Source organism: Paenibacillus rhizosphaerae, from assembly GCF_014192015.1.
Lineage (GTDB): Bacteria > Bacillota > Bacilli > Paenibacillales > Paenibacillaceae > Paenibacillus_AQ > Paenibacillus_AQ rhizosphaerae.
On sequence record NZ_JACHXJ010000007.1, the window covers coordinates 159079 to 175231 of the forward strand.

General features: G+C 53.6%; 16 protein-coding genes. 7 read left to right on the forward strand and 9 right to left on the reverse strand.

The features are described 5' to 3' along the window. Nucleotides 1-94: 94 nt before the first annotated feature. The 3 genes from FHS19_RS30850 to FHS19_RS30860 form a co-directional block, all read right to left on the reverse strand. On the reverse strand, nt 95-2080 hold the full coding sequence (locus FHS19_RS30850) for a DUF2339 domain-containing protein (protein ID WP_183586641.1): 1986 nt from the start codon (nt 2078-2080) through the stop codon (nt 95-97). Nucleotides 2081-2208: 128 nt separating this feature from the next. Continuing rightward, entirely contained in the window at nt 2209-3021 is an 813-nt protein-coding gene (locus FHS19_RS30855; RefSeq protein ID WP_183586643.1) for an arsenite methyltransferase, read from the reverse strand. A gap of 372 nt (nt 3022-3393) precedes the next feature. Further along, nucleotides 3394-3843, reverse strand: a complete 450-nt coding sequence (locus tag FHS19_RS30860; protein ID WP_183586645.1) for a MarR family winged helix-turn-helix transcriptional regulator — start codon at nt 3841-3843, stop codon at nt 3394-3396. Nucleotides 3844-3999: 156 nt separating this feature from the next. Here FHS19_RS30860 and FHS19_RS30865 point away from each other — a divergent pair, with 156 nt between their 5' ends. The 3 genes from FHS19_RS30865 (at nt 4000) to arsC (ending at nt 6160) form a co-directional block, all read left to right on the forward strand. Then, nucleotides 4000-4326, forward strand: a complete 327-nt coding sequence (locus FHS19_RS30865) for an ArsR/SmtB family transcription factor (RefSeq protein ID WP_183586647.1) — start codon at nt 4000-4002, stop codon at nt 4324-4326. A 90-nt stretch (nt 4327-4416) separates the two neighbouring features. After that, nucleotides 4417-5712, forward strand: coding sequence for an arsenic transporter (locus tag FHS19_RS30870; protein ID WP_183586649.1), 1296 nt, complete (start codon nt 4417-4419; stop codon nt 5710-5712). Between the two features lie 28 nt (nt 5713-5740). Beyond that, nucleotides 5741-6160, forward strand: coding sequence for an arsenate reductase (thioredoxin) (arsC, locus tag FHS19_RS30875; RefSeq protein WP_183586651.1), 420 nt, complete (start codon nt 5741-5743; stop codon nt 6158-6160). A gap of 146 nt (nt 6161-6306) precedes the next feature. Here the strand turns inward: arsC and FHS19_RS30880 are convergent, their stop codons facing one another. Next, nucleotides 6307-7806 carry an MDR family MFS transporter gene (locus tag FHS19_RS30880; protein WP_312887381.1) on the reverse strand — a complete coding sequence of 500 codons (1500 nt, stop codon included), beginning with the start codon at nt 7804-7806 and terminating at the stop codon, nt 6307-6309. Between the two features lie 140 nt (nt 7807-7946). Further along, nucleotides 7947-8966 (reverse strand): aldo/keto reductase, encoded by a 1020-nt coding sequence (locus tag FHS19_RS30885; protein WP_183586655.1) that lies wholly within the window; start codon nt 8964-8966, stop codon nt 7947-7949. A 211-nt stretch (nt 8967-9177) separates the two neighbouring features. On the opposite strand from FHS19_RS30885, the gene FHS19_RS30890 reads away from it, so the two are divergent. Next, entirely contained in the window at nt 9178-10038 is an 861-nt protein-coding gene (locus FHS19_RS30890; protein ID WP_204797561.1) for a helix-turn-helix transcriptional regulator, read from the forward strand. Nucleotides 10039-10113: 75 nt separating this feature from the next. Here FHS19_RS30890 and FHS19_RS30895 read toward each other — a convergent pair whose 3' ends face one another. Continuing rightward, on the reverse strand, nt 10114-11034 hold the full coding sequence (locus FHS19_RS30895; protein ID WP_183586657.1) for an AEC family transporter: 921 nt from the start codon (nt 11032-11034) through the stop codon (nt 10114-10116). 441 nt (nt 11035-11475) lie between these two features. On the opposite strand from FHS19_RS30895, the gene FHS19_RS30900 reads away from it, so the two are divergent. Continuing rightward, a complete protein-coding gene (locus FHS19_RS30900) occupies nt 11476-11940 on the forward strand; it encodes a hypothetical protein (RefSeq protein WP_183586659.1) in 465 nt (154 codons plus the stop codon). Nucleotides 11941-12024: 84 nt separating this feature from the next. Here the strand turns inward: FHS19_RS30900 and FHS19_RS30905 are convergent, their stop codons facing one another. Both FHS19_RS30905 and FHS19_RS30910 read right to left on the reverse strand, forming a co-directional pair. Continuing rightward, nucleotides 12025-12663: an NAD(P)-dependent oxidoreductase gene (locus tag FHS19_RS30905; protein WP_183586661.1), complete on the reverse strand. Its 639-nt coding sequence runs from the start codon at nt 12661-12663 to the stop codon at nt 12025-12027. Between the two features lie 140 nt (nt 12664-12803). Then, on the reverse strand, nt 12804-13232 hold the full coding sequence (locus FHS19_RS30910; RefSeq protein WP_183586663.1) for an Rrf2 family transcriptional regulator: 429 nt from the start codon (nt 13230-13232) through the stop codon (nt 12804-12806). A 295-nt stretch (nt 13233-13527) separates the two neighbouring features. Here FHS19_RS30910 and FHS19_RS30915 point away from each other — a divergent pair, with 295 nt between their 5' ends. Next, nucleotides 13528-14622, forward strand: coding sequence for a glycosyltransferase (locus FHS19_RS30915; protein WP_183586665.1), 1095 nt, complete (start codon nt 13528-13530; stop codon nt 14620-14622). Further along, complete coding sequence (locus tag FHS19_RS30920; protein ID WP_312887382.1) at nt 14619-15236, forward strand: glycerol-3-phosphate acyltransferase; 618 nt, start codon at nt 14619-14621, stop codon at nt 15234-15236. The genes FHS19_RS30915 and FHS19_RS30920 overlap by 4 nt, the downstream gene beginning before the upstream one ends. 14 nt (nt 15237-15250) lie before the next feature. On the opposite strand, the gene FHS19_RS30925 is transcribed toward FHS19_RS30920, so the two are convergent. Further along, the gene (locus FHS19_RS30925; RefSeq protein ID WP_183586667.1) at nt 15251-15979 is read right to left on the reverse strand and encodes a FadR/GntR family transcriptional regulator; all 729 of its coding nucleotides are present in this window, start codon (nt 15977-15979) and stop codon (nt 15251-15253) included. Between the last annotated feature and the right edge of the window lie 174 nt (nt 15980-16153).

Consider the following 16153-nt stretch of genomic DNA (forward strand, 5'->3'; position numbering starts at 1 on the left):
TACCCTTTATTGTTGGAGATCGACAGGCACGGCTTTGTGCCATCGCGTTTTGAGTCCAATAGAATAACTCTCGCGCGGTGCGGTCATTTCGTATTTATTCCGGCGGGAGCGGCGGAGATCCCGGTGGAGGTCCTGGCGGTGCTGGGGTATCGGTCCCTTTGCGTTTGTACAAAATCCGGGAAACGGCAATCCCGGCGACGCCCAGACCGATGAACAGGATTGCCCGCACGGCCAGCGACACGTCCGGCAGGTCGAAGAAGATGACCTTGAGCAGCGTAATCAGCAGGACGATCAGGCCGGCCAGGCGGACCATCGACTTGCGCACCATCACGCCGTAAATAATGACGATGATCGCATAGAGCGCGTATTCGGCCGACAGGATCAAATGCTGCAGGTCGATTGACAGGTTCCGCGTCAGTACCTGGGTCGCCTCCGTCAGGAAGACGATGGACAGCAGCGCGGCGGACCACATCAGGATATCCGGCACTTTCCGCTGCCACTCTTCGGCCAAATGTCTGCGGAGAACCGCCGATAAACCTGCCAGGCTGGCCAGGAGCACGATCCAGGACAGCGTTTCGACCGACAGGATCTCGTGAATGATCAGCTGCAGAATGCTCAGACCCCCATACAAATACAGGACGGCGGACGTGATCTGCTGCATCCGGCTTCTCAGGAGGATGCCGAGGCCGAGCCCCAGAGACGCCTCGATCAGGACCGACAGCGGCAGCGCCTCCCGGCTGACGATTTCAACCAGCCAGATGAGCCATGCACAGGTCGCGATCGCCATGTATTCATGCGGAACGCGGCCGCTCATCACCCGCCAGAGGGCGATCAGGCTGTAAATGACGGCCCAGATGATCATCATCATCGATTCGGGACCGGGTCCGCCCGCCTGATTGTACAAAGCGTAAATCCACAGCACGACCAGGCCGAAGCCGGTCATGAGCGACACCGTTTCGTCCACGCGATGGCGGTACGGACGGACCAGCGAGAGGACGAGCAGCAGGGCGTGCTGCAGGAATACCGCGCCGAGGAAGACATGCCGGCTGCCTTCGAAATCACCCGCCATATATAGAATCATCAGCGGCAGATGCAGCACGCCGATGGACACGAAGTAGGCGGCGCGGTAAGCAAAGCGGATCGACAGCGCCGTCATCGCCAGGGAAAAGACGAGCTCGAAACCAGTGGCGATCCAGGCGTTCGGCTCCGTGGATTTCACCAGGAACGGAATGAGATAACCGCCGACCGTCATGATGATCACGAGCGTCTGGGAGCGGCGCCTTACGGCGGTCCACACCCCCAGGGCGATGGACAGGATATATAATAGGAAAGCTAACCAGGACGGGATCAATTCATATAGATGATGCGCCGCAAAAAAGGTCAGCATGAGCACGGCGACGGAGCCGCCGAGCAGCACCTGCGCCAATCCTTCCCGCCGCGCCCGGACCTGTCGCTCCCCGAAGAAGTACATGGCGCCGGCAGCGACCAGGCCGAGAAGGCAGCGTACCGGCTGCGTCAGATACCCCGCCGACACGGCGGCGATAAAGCCCCACAGGACGCCGAGCAGCAGCACGACGATAAACACGCGCGGCAGCCACACCCGGGCGATGGCATGCTCCCAGTCCACGGGCGGCTTTGGCGGCTTGGGCGGCCGCTGGGCCTGCGGCCCGGCGGGATGAGGCTGGCCATAGTACGGCCCTTGGCCCGGCTGGCCTTGGTGCGGGCCAGCATGCGCCTGGTACCCTGCGGTTCCCGGCTGGCCCGGATACGGCCCCATGCCGGGAACTCCTGGATACCCCGGCACTCCCGGCCGCCCAGGCATCGGCTGCTGGCCTGGATGCCCCTGGTAAGGTTGTGTTCCGGGCGGGTTCGGGTATGCAGCGCCCGGTACCTGCGGCCCCGCATAGGGAGCCTGAGGCGAAACCTGAGGCTGCACCGGCCGCTGGGCCTGGGCTGACGGATTCACCGGCTGCTGCCGAGGATCGCCCATACCCGGCCTCTCCCGTCTAAGTTCGTTCAGCTCCAGCTCCATCGCTTTCATTTTCGCCTCGAGCTGTTCAATCCTTCTTTCCAAATCCAATAGCTGTTCACCCCTAAAAATTCCATAATTATGTATTTAACCGAGATGGTACTAATATAACACATCTCGATTGGAACGAGAGCCATAATATGGGTGGGCATGGGGGAACAGAACGGCATTCTACAAGCTTAAGGCTTGGTGGCTTGGATGACAGCCGAAACAATATAATCCTCAATATTCGATCCTTGAACCCAATCCTTAATAAATGCTTTGGACTCATCCTTAGGTTCAACGCTAATGTTTGTAAACCCGCTTTGTCTAAGCATCGCTTCAATTTCGCTGATGGAAGAAGCCCCTGAAATGCAGCCTGAATACAATTCATCCAGGTCGTTTTTAATCTCGGGAGGTAAATCTGCTGTTGTAACAATATCCGAAATGGCCAGACGGCCCCCGCTTTTTAGTACACGGAAAGAATCATAAAACACCTGCTGCTTATCCGGAGATAGATTGACCACGCAGTTCGAAATAATGGCATCTACCGTTTGATCAGCGACGGGAAGATGTTCAATTTCCCCCAGACGGAAATCGGTGTTCTTGAAATTGCCTTTCACGGCATTGCTGCGTGCGCGGCTGACCATTTCGGGAGTCATGTCGACGCCGATGACTTTCCCGGTATCTCCCACCTGCCGCGATGCCAGAAAACAATCAAATCCTCCACCGCTTCCCAAATCCAGCACCACTTCACCAGCTTTCAAAGAAGCAATGGCTTGCGGGTTACCGCATCCCAGACCAAGATTTGCGCCTTCAGGTGCCGCGTTTAATTCGTCCTCAGAGTAACCTAATTGGCTTGAAATCGAATTAAAATCGGAAGGCGTGCTGCAGCAGCTGGCTTGGCTGTTGTCCGGCTGGCAGCAAGATTCAACATTCATCTCGGCAACGGCAATCTGCTTATATCGGCTACGCACGTTTTGGCGGATTTCATCATTCGTTAACTTTAACATGGATAACACTCCTTAGAATGGGTTTGGATTCGATCAATGGTCAGCAGCATTTTAGCAGCAAGCCTGAATGGGTTGAGAGCAGCAAGGGACTGTCTTCGCTTTACGGACAGAGTCCAGGAACCTATACCTGCCCATCTTTGGTTTTTCCGTGGACCATTTCCATGCTTGCCGGGCCGTTTTTTGCACTTGTTGTTCGTTCATTTTCATTAGGTACTCGGCGGTGTAAAAGTGATCGTACATTGGAGGACCTCCTTTTAATGGTTGTGTATGTTGAATGACCCGCCGCGGGAAGCAGCAAAGCCATTTGACATCAGATCAAGGCGTGTACACAAGGATTTATTGCAAAATACAAGTATTTAAGGGTAAAAAAAATTACCCTAACATTGGTTTGCAGCAATAATCGGATTTGGCCATCGCTTCATTCATCAATTTTATGGACCGGAGAACGGTCTCTTTTTCAAACTCGGTCATATAAGAAAATACGTCATCCAAATACGCGTTCATTTGATGGTCGATGGTGGTAGCGACGTATTTCCCTTCAACCGTTAGAGCGAGCGTGGAAACCCGGCGATCTGTGGGATCAGGTGTCTTTTTAATCAGGTTCATTTTGATCAATGATTGTATTTGGCGGCTGAATGTTGTGATATCGGTGCCTAATGTTTCTGCAATCTGTTGGATCGAAGGATGATGTTGGCGGTCGACCTCGAACAAAATGTGACTTTGAACTGGTGTAATATCATGCCCGCCCACAGTGCAGCAATTTTTATTGAGTAAGCCAAAACGGCGGGTCATGATCTGGAATAGTTCGCGAGTGCTTTCCATTACGTTTTCACCTCATGATTCATTTATACTGCAATTAATTGCAAATTGCAAATGTTTTTTTGGAGAATAAGCGAATTTTTATGGATTTGATTTTTATTTCTCATCATCATATCATATAAACATTCGCTTATATATCACCAGAAGAGGAGGGCCCTTATGGAACAAATTCGCGAAATGGCAGACAAGCTGAAGCTGCTCAGCGATTACACCCGCCTTACCATACTATCCTTACTGAAGGACCGGGAATTTTGTGTTTGTGAGCTTGTTGAGATCCTGGAGATTTCCCAGCCTGCTGTAAGCCAGCATTTAAGAAAGCTGAAATCTCAGGGCATGGTGAAGGAAAGTAAGCGCGGACAATGGGTGTACTACTCCTTACATGTCGATGATAAATCATATATCAAGGCTGTATTGGACTACACGCCCGATTCCAAAACCATATTATCCGTACTAAACAAACAACATGTAACTTCGGTGTGCAAGTAAGTTTTTTTGTTGATCATATAAGTACATAGTTATATAATGATTTGCGAATGTTTACAAACATGAAGAGCGACAGTTCGCACGGAGGTTGAAATGGTAACCGTTGTATTGGCTTGCGTCATATTTTTGATCACATTAATTCTCGTCATCTGGCAGCCCAAAAACCTGTCTATCGGGTGGTCAGCCTGCGGAGGCGCTGTTCTTGCCCTGCTTGTTGGAGTGGTTCGATTCCAAGACGTTTGGGATGTCACGCAAATCGTCTGGAATGCTACGCTCGCTTTTGTAGCCATCATCCTTATTTCGCTGATTTTGGACAGCATCGGATTTTTTGAGTGGGCTGCGCTCCATATGGCAAGGGCCGCTCGCGGCAGCGGCATGCGGATGTTTATTTATGTCTCATTCCTCGGTGCCGTTGTGGCTGCATTTTTTGCAAATGACGGTGCCGCGTTGATCCTGACGCCTATCGTCCTCGCGATGGTGCGGGCGCTTAGATTCGATGAAAAGAAGGTATTCCCGTTCATCATCGCCAGCGGGTTTATTGCGGATACGACTTCACTGCCGCTGGTTGTCAGCAACCTCGTAAATATCGTGTCTGCCGACTTCTTCGGTATTTCTTTCATGGAATACGCCGGCCATATGATCATCCCGGACTTATTTGCTCTAGGAGCCAGCATCATCGTTCTCTACCTGTTTTTCCGAAAGAGCATCCCCCCGAAGTTTGATACGGCCGATCTGAGGAACCCGGAGGATGCGATCAAGGATCCTAAAATGTTCAGATTATCCTGGGTTGTGCTTGTCATTCTGCTGGCAGGATACTTTGCGAGCGAATTTCTAAATTTACCGGTGTCTATCGTCGCTGGTGTAATCGCGATCTTCTTTCTGCTTATGGCAAGAAAAAGTCCAATAGTTCCAGTCAAAGATGTGGTTAAGGGAGCCCCGTGGGCCATCGTCTTTTTCTCCATTGGCATGTATGTGGTGGTGTATGGCTTGCGGAATGCCGGGCTGACGGACTTGTTAGCACAAGTCATTCAGTCGGCAGCAGATCAGGGATTGTTTGCGGCGACAATATCGATGGGCTTTTTATCTGCTGTGCTGTCATCTGTCATGAACAATTTGCCCACCGTCATGATTGATGCGCTGGCCATACAATCAACCCACACCACCGATGCCATCAAAGAGGCTCTGGCGTATGCCAATGTTATCGGTTCCGACTTAGGACCGAAGATGACTCCCATTGGATCTCTGGCGACGCTCCTTTGGCTTCATGTGCTGTCCGCCAAAGGGGTCAAAATCTCCTGGGGGACGTATTTTAGAACCGGCATCATCCTGACGATTCCTACCCTTTTGATTACGCTGCTGGGCCTGTATTTGTTGTTGGCGATTTTATAATTTTCATATGGAGAGGAGACATGCTCACATGAACAAGAAAACAATTTACTTTTTGTGCACAGGCAATTCCTGCCGGAGTCAAATGGCTGAAGGGTGGGCGAAAAAACATCTTGGTGACGACTGGAATGTGCTGAGTGCGGGCATTGAAGCTCACGGACTTAACCCGAATGCTGTAAAAGCTATGCATGAGGTGGGTATTGATATTTCAAATCAAACTTCCGACATCATCGATCCGGAAATCCTGAATAACGCCGATGTAGTGATTACCCTCTGCGGTGATGCGGCCGATAAATGCCCTGTAACCCCTCCACAAGTCAGACGTGAGCATTGGGGATTTGACGATCCGGCGAAAGCCCAAGGCACAGATGATGAGAAATGGGCCGTATTTCAGCGTGTACGCGATCAGATTGGCGAAAGAATCGGGCGGTTTGCCAAAACGGGGGAATAGAAGCAGGGGATAGCTGGAAATGAAATAGCGACAGCCCGGGATGTTGTTTTTTTGTCCCGGGACCGTCGCTATTTATTTTTGATTGTAATGCCTGATTAGAGATGCATTCAGCCGTATTTATAACTTTATAACTACGGACCGCCGTCTCAGCTGTGTCCCGACTCGGCCGCCGTCTCTTTGCTGGTGAGCACGCCCTTTTTCAAAAACCAGGTGATGACAAAGGATACCAGGATAAACACGAATGCGATGCCGAACAAGTTTTGGAACGCGTCCACAAAGACGGTCTGCACCTTCAGCAGCAGGTCCGGCGCAAGATTTGTCGGAATGCCTCCCGTAGCCAGGTGCTCTGCGCTTCCTGCAGGAAGCTGTCCGGCAATGGAGGAGACGCCGTCTTTGATATGCTTGGCAAGCAGGCTGCCGAAGACGCTGAGGCCAATCGTCGTGCCGAGCGATTGGATCAGCTGCACGGTGCCGAGCGCAATGCCGCTGTTTTCCTTGGAGACCGATTCCTGCACGATCAGATTGTCGCCGCCGAACAGGGCGCCGAGGCCGAGGCCCAGAATAAAGAAGGAAGCGACGATATAAACCACGGACGTGTGAATGCCAAGCTGCGTCAGCAGATAGATGCCGATGACCGGCAGGATAAAGCAAATGATAAACAGATTGCGGTATGGAACCCGGGTGATCAAAAATCCGTTGACGATGCTCGACGGAATGGCGCCGGCCATGAACGCCAGCATGAGATACCCGGACTGCGTTGGCGTCATCCCCATCACATTTTGGGCAAAGTACGGGAAGGTCGCAATGCCGCCCATCAGGCCGAGCATGAGAATAAAGACCAGCAGCGACAGCACGACTACGTTGCGGTTACGGAACAAATGCAGCGGGATGATCGGTTCCTTGACCTTGGTCTCGATCCAGATAAACAGGCCGAGCAGTACAGCCCCGAGTACCAGCAGCCCGATAATCGTCGGCGACGACCAGGCGAGGCCTTGGTTATCAACCAATACGGGCGACATGAGCAGGGACAGCATGCTTAAAGTAAGCACGGCGGAACCGAGCCAGTCGATCGGCTTTCTCTCATTCCCGCGCGATTCCCGCATGCCGATCCCGAGCACCAAGGCGGCGATCAGGCCGACCGGAATGTTGATCAGGAACACCCAGTGCCAGTTGACATGGCCGACCAGGTAGCCGCCGACCGTCGGACCCAGCAGCTGGGGAATGATCATCATGGGGCCGAACAAGCTCTGGATTTTGGCCCGTTTCTCCAGCGGATACGAATCCCCGATGATGACCAGGGCGATCGGCATGAGCCCTCCGGCTCCAATGCCCTGAATGCCCCGGCCGATAAGCAGCACCGCCATCGATGGAGCGAGGCCGCACACGATCGAGCCTGCAATAAAGAGCGCCATGCAGCTTAAATAAATGACCTTCCGGCCATAAATGTCGGCCAGCTTGCCGAGGATCGGCATGAATATGGTCGCAGCCAGCATGTAAATGCCGGCGACCCAGCCATACAGCGCCAGCCCGTGCAAATCGCGGATGATGGTGGGCATCGCCGTGGACACGACGGTTTCGTCCAGCTCCGCAAAAATTAAACCAATCATCAGTCCGATCAAAATCAGCGTGTTTCGATTTGATTTCACTCCAAACTCCCTCATTTCTCTATTGCTTTTTGGAATGTAACCAAATTACACGATGTTTATGAACTGAATATGAACGACGCCGGAAAATAGGTGAAAATAAACACCGAAAGGCGAGACCGGATTCCCGCCGGTACTTCACGTTACCCCAACGCCTTGACATGCTCCGCATCCAGCATCGAATCGGCAAACCAATTCGGATAGAGCGGGCGCGGCTGCGTGGCTTGATCCAGAAGAAGTATCTCCTCAGCGCTCGGCTCCAGGTCGATGGCTTTCAAATTGTCCTCCAGCTGGCTCATTTTGCTGGCGCCAACCAGGACGCTGCTGACGCCGGCTTTGGACAGCAGCCAGGCAAGCGATACCTGCGCAGCCGTAGCGCCGTGCGCACCGGCGATACTTTGAACGTGGTCCAGCACGGTAAATCCCCATTCCTTGTCGAACGGAATGATGTCAAAGCCGCTCAGCCGTCCGTCCGGATCCTGCAAATTGCTGCGGGTATACTTGCCGCTCAGAAATCCGCTGGCCAGCGGGCTCCATACCGTCAGCCCGACCCCCGCATCCTTCATAAACGGCAGGACTTCGTATTCGACGTCCCTGCCGACCAGGGAATAATACATCTGACCGTTAATAAAGGTGGCCCAGCCCCGTTCGCGCTGGATTTGCACCGCTTTGGCCGCCTGCCAGGCCGACCAGTTGGAGAAGCCGATATAGCGGACTTTTCCCTGCCGGACCAGGTCGTTCAGCGCTTCGAGGGTCTCTTCCAGCGGCGTGAAGGGATCTGTCTTGTGAACGATGTACAAATCGATGTAATCGGTGTTGAGGCGTTTCAGGCTTGCCTCTGCGGCGGCAAACAAATGCTTGCGGGACAAGCCCGATTGAACAAGCGCGGGTCCCGCCCGGAAGCCGCCTTTGGTGGCAATGACCACTTCCTGTCGGCGGGAGCCGAGCAGCTGTCCCAGCATTTCTTCGCTTTGCCCGTCGGCATAACCATCCGCGGTATCGAAGAAATTGATGCCTGCCGCCAGCGCCTCATTCACCAGCTGCCGGGCAGCCGATGGGCCTACCTTATAGACGCTTGGGAGGTTTCCCGTGCCAAAAGTCATTGCTCCGAATGCCAGTCTGGACACGATCAGTCCCGAGTTTCCGAGTCTTGAATATTTCATGCTTCAACGCCTCCATTCATGTTATAGGGTTAGTGCCCTTCTTGAACCAAGTATACGGGGAATCCGGGGACGGTTTCTTGAACCGGTTGATCGTCTTTTTGAACAAAATGCTCATTTGGGCCGAAGTACCCTTTGTCAGGGAAGTGAGCAGCGTTTAGAATGGAAAAAAAAGGCGTTTCATTTGTATCAAAGCCGCAGGGAGGAGAGCGTATTGCCGATACCCGCAGTGGGAAAGGATGAAAACAGGATCGTGGATAAGCCGGAGTATACGTTGTCCAGCTTGGAGCAAGTCCCTCCGCAGGAGGCCTTTGAGCCGGTATTAGCAGGGCATCTCATGGTCGTTCACCGTACCAAGGAGCCGGTCCGCGTGTTTGAGCGGTCTGACGGATACAGCGGGGAAGGGGTGGCCTTGCCGGGGCATATCAATTTATTCTCTGCAGGCGACATGTCATTGTGCCAATGGGACAGGGAACTCGATTTCTACCGTCTTGACCTGAGCCCTGACCTGGTCCACAAGGTGGCTGGTGAACTGGAACTCCCCGGAGGAGCCGGACAGATTGATTTCGCTACCCAGATCCGGCTGCAGGATGAGCGGATCGTTCAGCTGGTCCGCTGGCTCCACGAAGAACAGCAAAGCGGAGGGCCGGGCGGCAGGCTCTACTCGGATTCTTTGATGCGCATGCTCACCGTCCATATGGTCGACCGCTACAGTACAGGCACAAAAGCCGGGAGTCAGGCCGCCCGGCATAAGCTGGGAAAAAATCAGCTGGATCAAGTGCTGCAGTACATCGATGCGTTTCTGGATCAGGATATCTCTCTCGAAGACTTGGCTGCGGCCGCCCATATCAGCTCGTCCCATCTGGTCAGGCTGTTTAAGCAGACCACAGGCCTGCCGCCGCATCAGTACGTCATCCGGGAGCGGATCCGCAGGTCACAGCAGCTGCTGTTGTCCGGTCTTCCCGTTCACGAAGTGGCGGCAGCGCTTAATTTCAGCGATCAGAGCCATTTTCACCGGCATTTCAAACGGGTGCTCGGCGTCACGCCGCGCCAATTCGTCCTTGGTTCCCGCTAGGCAGGAGCAGACCTGGCCGATATATACAAAAAAATAGAGGCATTTCGCCTCTATTTCAGAACAATTTCTTTCTATTCAGAACATTTTCGCCAGTGAAATCAATCCCGTAATCGTAATAATGTTAAACAGCGTGGAAATCAGAACGGTTTGTGCCGCAAAATCCGGCTCGTTGTTATACTCTTCCGCCAGAATCGACGTGTTAACCCCGGTCGGCATGCCGGATGCGATGAGCAGCGCCTGGGCCGGAATACCCTTCATTCCGAGCGCAAACACGAGCGTTACGCCGATGACCGGGCCGATGATAAGGCGGAGGAACAGGCTGATATATACGTCTACCCGGTACAGCTTGAGCGGATACTTGACGATCTGAGCCCCCAGCGTCAGCAGGGCGACGGCCACCATCGACTGCTGGGCATAGGTGAGCGGCTGCGAAACGAACAAGGGCAGCGGGGCATGTACGGCGTGCAGCACGATGCCGAGCACGAGCGCATACGGGACCGGCATTTTCAGAAAGCCGATGATCATGCTGCGGTAATTTCCCTTCAACTTGGCGCCCTGAATCGATATGACTCCATAAGTGAATGTCAGGAGGCTCTGCAGCGACATGATCAGTGCCTGCATGGAGCTGGCGAGAGGGTCTGCCTTGAACACCAGGGCATTGATCGGCATCCCGTAGTTGCCCGAGTTGTCCAGCATGATGCTGTTGTTGAACGCGGCGCGCATGCTTTTGGTGAATTTCAGCGGGCGGGCGACCAAGGTCCCTATGATGTATAGAATGAATACATATAGTGCATAAAAGAGCGTCACATTCCCGAGCAGCTCGCCCGACATATCCGAATGATACATGCTCATAAAGACGGCGGCAGGGGTTATACAGTAAAAATTGATTTTGGCCAATGTGTACAAATCCAGGCGGAATACGCGCTGCATCCAAGAACCGATTCCAATCAGCACAAAGACGGGCAGCACCACTTCCAGAAGTATGTCTCCAATCATAGCTCAGCTTCCTTTTTCGAGATCATTGTCATGATGTATTTGAAACCAACCTCTTCATTATAGCACCGTACCCGGAGCCGTGATGAAAAAAAAGGGAGGAACCGGGGAGCGGTAGGGCGGCCTTTGCCACTGCGCATCCCCAAAAACAAACAGAATGGTTAGAGAAAACGTTTTAATATGGAAAACCCTTCATTCTGATGCAGAAATAACCGAAATATACAACATAGAGTGCCAGCAGTTATCAAGCCTAAAGCCCGCAACGTTCAAGATGGGAACGTTCCCGTCCTGGATGACCGATGCGGTAAGCCGCAGGCGGCAAGCAATTTCGGCAGTTCGTATGCCGACACTCAAAATGAGTATGCACCCCCTTACTTCGCACCGGCAAGCCATGCCGGCTTCAGTTCCTGCAGAAGTGCTGCTCCAAGGGAGGTATGATTGGGAATGAGTCCGAACACAGCAAACTTGAGCCTGGTTAAAGAAAGGGAACTTCACGCGGATGGGGATTCCCTTCAGTCCGCCAAGACCCGCATTTGGAGTGAGTTATCCAGGAGTCATATGAATCTGGCGATCCTGCTCAAAGACGAGGGACAGCTGCAGCCGGCGCTGATACTCGCCCATATGGCGGCGAAAACCAAGCTGAAGGAGATCGCTCTGCATCTTAGGCTCGATTTCCCTCCGGACCGCATGACCTATGAAGATTTAATTGACCGTGCGCGGGAAATCGCGTTAATCGATTTGGAGACGGAGCTGTTCCTGAACACGCTCAGTTATATAGCCGAGCCGGAAAATATGTCGCTCATCAAAGATATGCATGCCGAGCATGTGGAAATGATATTGGAACGGGTTCGCGCCCTTTTGGAGGAGATGAGCTGGAAGGCCGCTCCATCGATGAAGGAATCGAAATAGGCGTGATACCGCCTTTCCAGGTAAGCACAAAAGAGACGGTCCCAAGAAGGTAGGGGATCGTCTCTTTTTGCCGGTAAATCCTATTTATTTGGATTCGCCCACAACGGTGAACCGTTCGTTCCGATGCTGCGGATGCTCGATTTCATCAAGGACGGCAATGGCGTAGTCCGCATAGCTGATATAGCTGCTTCCGGCCGAGTTGACGAGAAGCTGGTCCTTTCCGGCCTGGTAGGAGCCGGTTCTTGCCCCTTCGGGATCAAAAAAGGCCGACGGACTGATAAAGGTCCACTGAATCCCGCTGGACTGCTGCAGATCCTCGAGGTTTTTGCCCTGATTGGATGCCGTAGCGAAGTATTCCTTCGGAAAATCTGGCGTATCCATGACGCGGGTGCTCAGCGCCTCGTCGACAAACAGGCTGCCTGCGCCTCCCACGACGATCAGCCGGGTTGACGGTGCTTCCTTCAGGGCGGAAATCAGCGATCTTCCGGCTTCGACGTGAAGATGCTCGTCCCCGGGCTTGGCGCCGAAGGCGTTGACGACGACATCAAACGGCTTCACATCTTCAGACGTCAGGTCAAACACATCTTTCTCCAGAACGCTGACGTTCCCCGTAACGCGGCCTGCATCACGAACGATCGCCGTTACCTGGTGTCCGCGGTTCAACGCTTCCTCTACAATAAGTTGCCCAGCCTTACCGCTGGCTCCAATAACTCCAATATTCATAAAAATTTCCCTCCTGATGATCATGTTTATCCTGTAACAATTGTAGTTACATGTCGGGCGAATGTCAAATCAAAAAGGACGGCGAACCTTCAACACGATAAAAACACGCCCCTCTTCCGGGTCGGGAGTTGGGGCGTGCGTTACATTTCATGCGCTTCGATGTCCTGGATGATGTCCTGGAGCTTAACGGCAGCGAGCACGTTCTCCATCGCTTTCTGGGCGCTGGTAAACAGCGGTACGATCGCTCCCTGGATGTTGCGGCCCACCGTGCAATCGGGGTTGGGAGAATCATGGACGCCGAACAGGCCGTTCTCCTCCACGACGTTAACCGCATTGTAAATGTCCAGGAGCGTTATATCGCCGGGATCCTTGGCCAGCTTGGCACCGGGGACCCCCGGCTTCACTTCGACCAGTCCCGCCTTGCTGAGCATGCCGGTAATTCTCCGGATAACGACCGGGTTCGTATTGACGCTTGAAGCTATAAAATCAGACGTATTGGTACCCGTCTTGTTGATTTCCAGAATCGAAAGGATATGAATAGCCACGGAAAACCGGCTGCTGATATTCATGGATTATGCCTCCTTGCCGCCGCCCTGTCCAGGTGGCAGTACGATTATTTTATCATAAAAGGCGTTTCGCTGCGCAGCTTGGTCCGGAAGGGTCAGAAAGTTTTCAGAGGGGATGGCGCAATCCGCGAATCCTTGGCCAAGGGGATGGAATATAATGTATTGAAATGGGAGAAATGCTCGGCTACACTATGGTTGCATCATTCAACGATAACGCTTCATGACAGATCCGGCAGACGCACGAAAGGCTCTAACCTTCCAAGGTTCCAGCTACTTTAGAGAGATGGGGTTGTTGGCTATGGGGCTTTACCTGTTATTTGTTATCGGCATCCTTTCCGGGATCGTTTTGTTCCGCAAAAGCCTGGTCCTCCGCAGTGAAAGCGCGGGGCGGACGGGGGAAAAGCTCTCCGTGATCATTCCGGCGCGGAATGAGGAGAAGAACCTGGCCTTCCTCCTGGAATCGCTCCGGGTTCAAAGCTTGCAGCCGTATGAGATTATTGTCGTCGACGACGGCTCGGGGGACCGGACCCGGGACGTTGCCGCGGGCTTCGGGGTGACCGTGGTGCAGAATCCGCCGCTTCCTCCCGGATGGACGGGAAAAACATGGGCCGTGTGGAACGGCTATCTTCATGCTTCCGGGGATACGTTCGTTTTTCTGGATGCCGACATCCGCTTGTCACCGCACGCATTGGATTCCCTTCTGCAGCTTCGTTCCCGTACCGGTGGCGTCATTTCCGTCGTTCCCTTTCACCACACCGAGAAATTTTACGAACGCCTCGCACTTATTCCGAATATTTTGGGCGTATTTGCCTTTACCTCTCCTTTTGAACGCCGTAACCTCCGGAAAGGGCTGTACGGCTCCTGCATTCTGACAACTAGGCAAGATTATGAGCAGATCGGCGGCCACAGCAGCATCCGGTCGGAAATATTGGACGACTTAAACCTGGGCGCCAAGTACATGGAAGCAGGGATCGGCGTAACGAATTTTATCGGCCGGGGGATGGTATCGTTCCGCATGTACCCGCACGGCATCAAAAGCGAGCTGCAGGGATTCGGTAAAGGGGCAGTCCTGAGCACGGCCAAGCTGAGCCCATGGACGATTGTGCTGATTGCGCTGTGGTTTATCGGATTGATCTGCTCCGCAGGGGCCTTCTTTTTATGGAACACGCCATGGGGAATCCCCTTTATCGCGGGCTACTTGCTGTATATGGCACACATCGTCTATTTGATCAAAAACGTCGGCAGATTCGGCTTTGTGATGCCTGTTCTTCATATGTTATCCACGATCTTCTTCCTGGTGGTGATGCTGTATTCCGCTTACCAGGTCATGTTTCTGGGGCATGTCATGTGGAAGGACAGGGCCGTGGATGTTGGGGGTCATAGGGAACCATGATGATCCTGCTGCTGACGGCTGTGGAATTTCTGTGCGGCTCGCTGATGTTCTCGTATTGGCTGGGCCGGGCGGCGCACAAGGATTTGAAGGCGGTGGGAGACGGGAACCCGGGTGCGTTTAACCTCTGGAGTGCCTCGGGGTATAAGCTGGGCTTGGCGGGGGTGGCGCTGGACTTTTTGAAGGGATATTTGCCCCTGGCATGGATCGTTGGCAGCGGCACCGTGCACGGGTATGGCATGGTGGCCGTGGCCGCAGCCCCGGTTGCGGGGCATGCTTTCTCGCCGTTTCTGAAGTTCAAGGGAGGCAAGGCGATCGCCGTTACTTTCGGGGTATGGAGCGCCTTGACCCGGTTTGAGGCATCGCTGGCGCTGGCCGTCATTTTGGCGCTGCTGCTGATCGCCTCCAAGCTGATGAGCCGGAGGCCCTTGTCCACGGAAGCGAGCGGCTTCCAGGTGGTCGCCGGCTTCATGCTCCTCTCTGTCTATCTGATCGCCCGGGGCTTCCCGGGGCCATATTTGTGCATATGGCTCGTCAACCTGCTGATTCTCGTCTATACGAATAAAAGAAAGCTGGAAGTCTTTTTAAAAAGGTACGGCGGGCGGCGGGGAGGTTAGCGAGGGCCGGGATGTCAAAGCGGCTGATCGCCCGCGCCTTTTTCGCTCAGCACCTGCTCCACTTTGGTGATATGGGCCTCCATCCGGGCCAGGGCCTCCTTGGCATCCTGGGTCCGGATCGCCTCGTAGATGGACGCATGCTCCTGCAGCAGCCGCTCGGCGGAGGAGCGCTCGGCATAGAACCACAAGGCGCGCATATCCTTCATATTTTCATGCAGCTTGTTCGATAACGACTCCATCAAATCCAGCAGCAGCGGATTGTGCGTGGCCGCGGCGATTTGCTGATGGAATTTTACGTCCGCCTGCTCGCTGATCTGCTCATCGGGGGCGTTCTCCATTTCCCGGAGAATTTCCTCAAAGGCCGCCAGATCCGCTTCACTGCGGTTCGATGCGGCAACGGATGCGCAGCCGGTCTCCAGCACGCGCCGGACCTCGAGCAGATGGCGCAGCGAAGCCGCGCGTCCTTCCCACAGGTCCGCGTAGAGCTGTCCCGGATGAACCGGCAGCGGATCGGCGGGCGGCTTACGCACAAACGTGCCTCCGCCCTGGCGGATATCCAGGAGCCCCATCGCTTTCAGGGCGCTAAGCGCCTCGCGTATGGTCGATCTGCCCACATTGTACTGGAGCCCCAGGTCCACGACCGAGGAGAGGCGGTCCCCGGGTTGAAGCGAGCCCTCGTCCATCTGCCGCTTCAAATCATTCATGACCCACTCATATTGTTTTAACGGCCGCTGCGGATTCATCGTTCAAGCGTCCCTCCGTTCTATGAATTACCAATCATCAATTCAGATAGAATGAATCATTGTTTTACTTGTTGTTTCTTGATCTAAGGGGAATAATTGTGTCAAAAATGTGACTTTCATAAATTCAATCTATATAGATTCATTTATTTTAGTGTATACTTGATCTCAATAAAA

Coding starts and splice junctions, on each gene's coding strand:
- FHS19_RS30865 (WP_183586647.1), top strand. CDS start 4,000: ATGGAACAAATTCGCGAAATGGCAGACAAGCTGAAGCTGCTCAGCGAT.
- arsC (WP_183586651.1), top strand. CDS start 5,741: ATGAACAAGAAAACAATTTACTTTTTGTGCACAGGCAATTCCTGCCGG.
- FHS19_RS30915 (WP_183586665.1), top strand. CDS start 13,528: ATGGGGCTTTACCTGTTATTTGTTATCGGCATCCTTTCCGGGATCGTT.
- FHS19_RS30920 (WP_312887382.1), top strand. CDS start 14,619: ATGATGATCCTGCTGCTGACGGCTGTGGAATTTCTGTGCGGCTCGCTG.
- FHS19_RS30885 (WP_183586655.1), bottom strand. CDS start 8,966: ATGAAATATTCAAGACTCGGAAACTCGGGACTGATCGTGTCCAGACTG.
- FHS19_RS30870 (WP_183586649.1), top strand. CDS start 4,417: ATGGTAACCGTTGTATTGGCTTGCGTCATATTTTTGATCACATTAATT.
- FHS19_RS30905 (WP_183586661.1), bottom strand. CDS start 12,663: ATGAATATTGGAGTTATTGGAGCCAGCGGTAAGGCTGGGCAACTTATT.
- FHS19_RS30855 (WP_183586643.1), bottom strand. CDS start 3,021: ATGTTAAAGTTAACGAATGATGAAATCCGCCAAAACGTGCGTAGCCGA.
- FHS19_RS30910 (WP_183586663.1), bottom strand. CDS start 13,232: ATGAATATCAGCAGCCGGTTTTCCGTGGCTATTCATATCCTTTCGATT.
- FHS19_RS30860 (WP_183586645.1), bottom strand. CDS start 3,843: ATGGAAAGCACTCGCGAACTATTCCAGATCATGACCCGCCGTTTTGGC.
- FHS19_RS30900 (WP_183586659.1), top strand. CDS start 11,476: ATGAGTCCGAACACAGCAAACTTGAGCCTGGTTAAAGAAAGGGAACTT.
- FHS19_RS30895 (WP_183586657.1), bottom strand. CDS start 11,034: ATGATTGGAGACATACTTCTGGAAGTGGTGCTGCCCGTCTTTGTGCTG.
- FHS19_RS30925 (WP_183586667.1), bottom strand. CDS start 15,979: ATGAATCCGCAGCGGCCGTTAAAACAATATGAGTGGGTCATGAATGAT.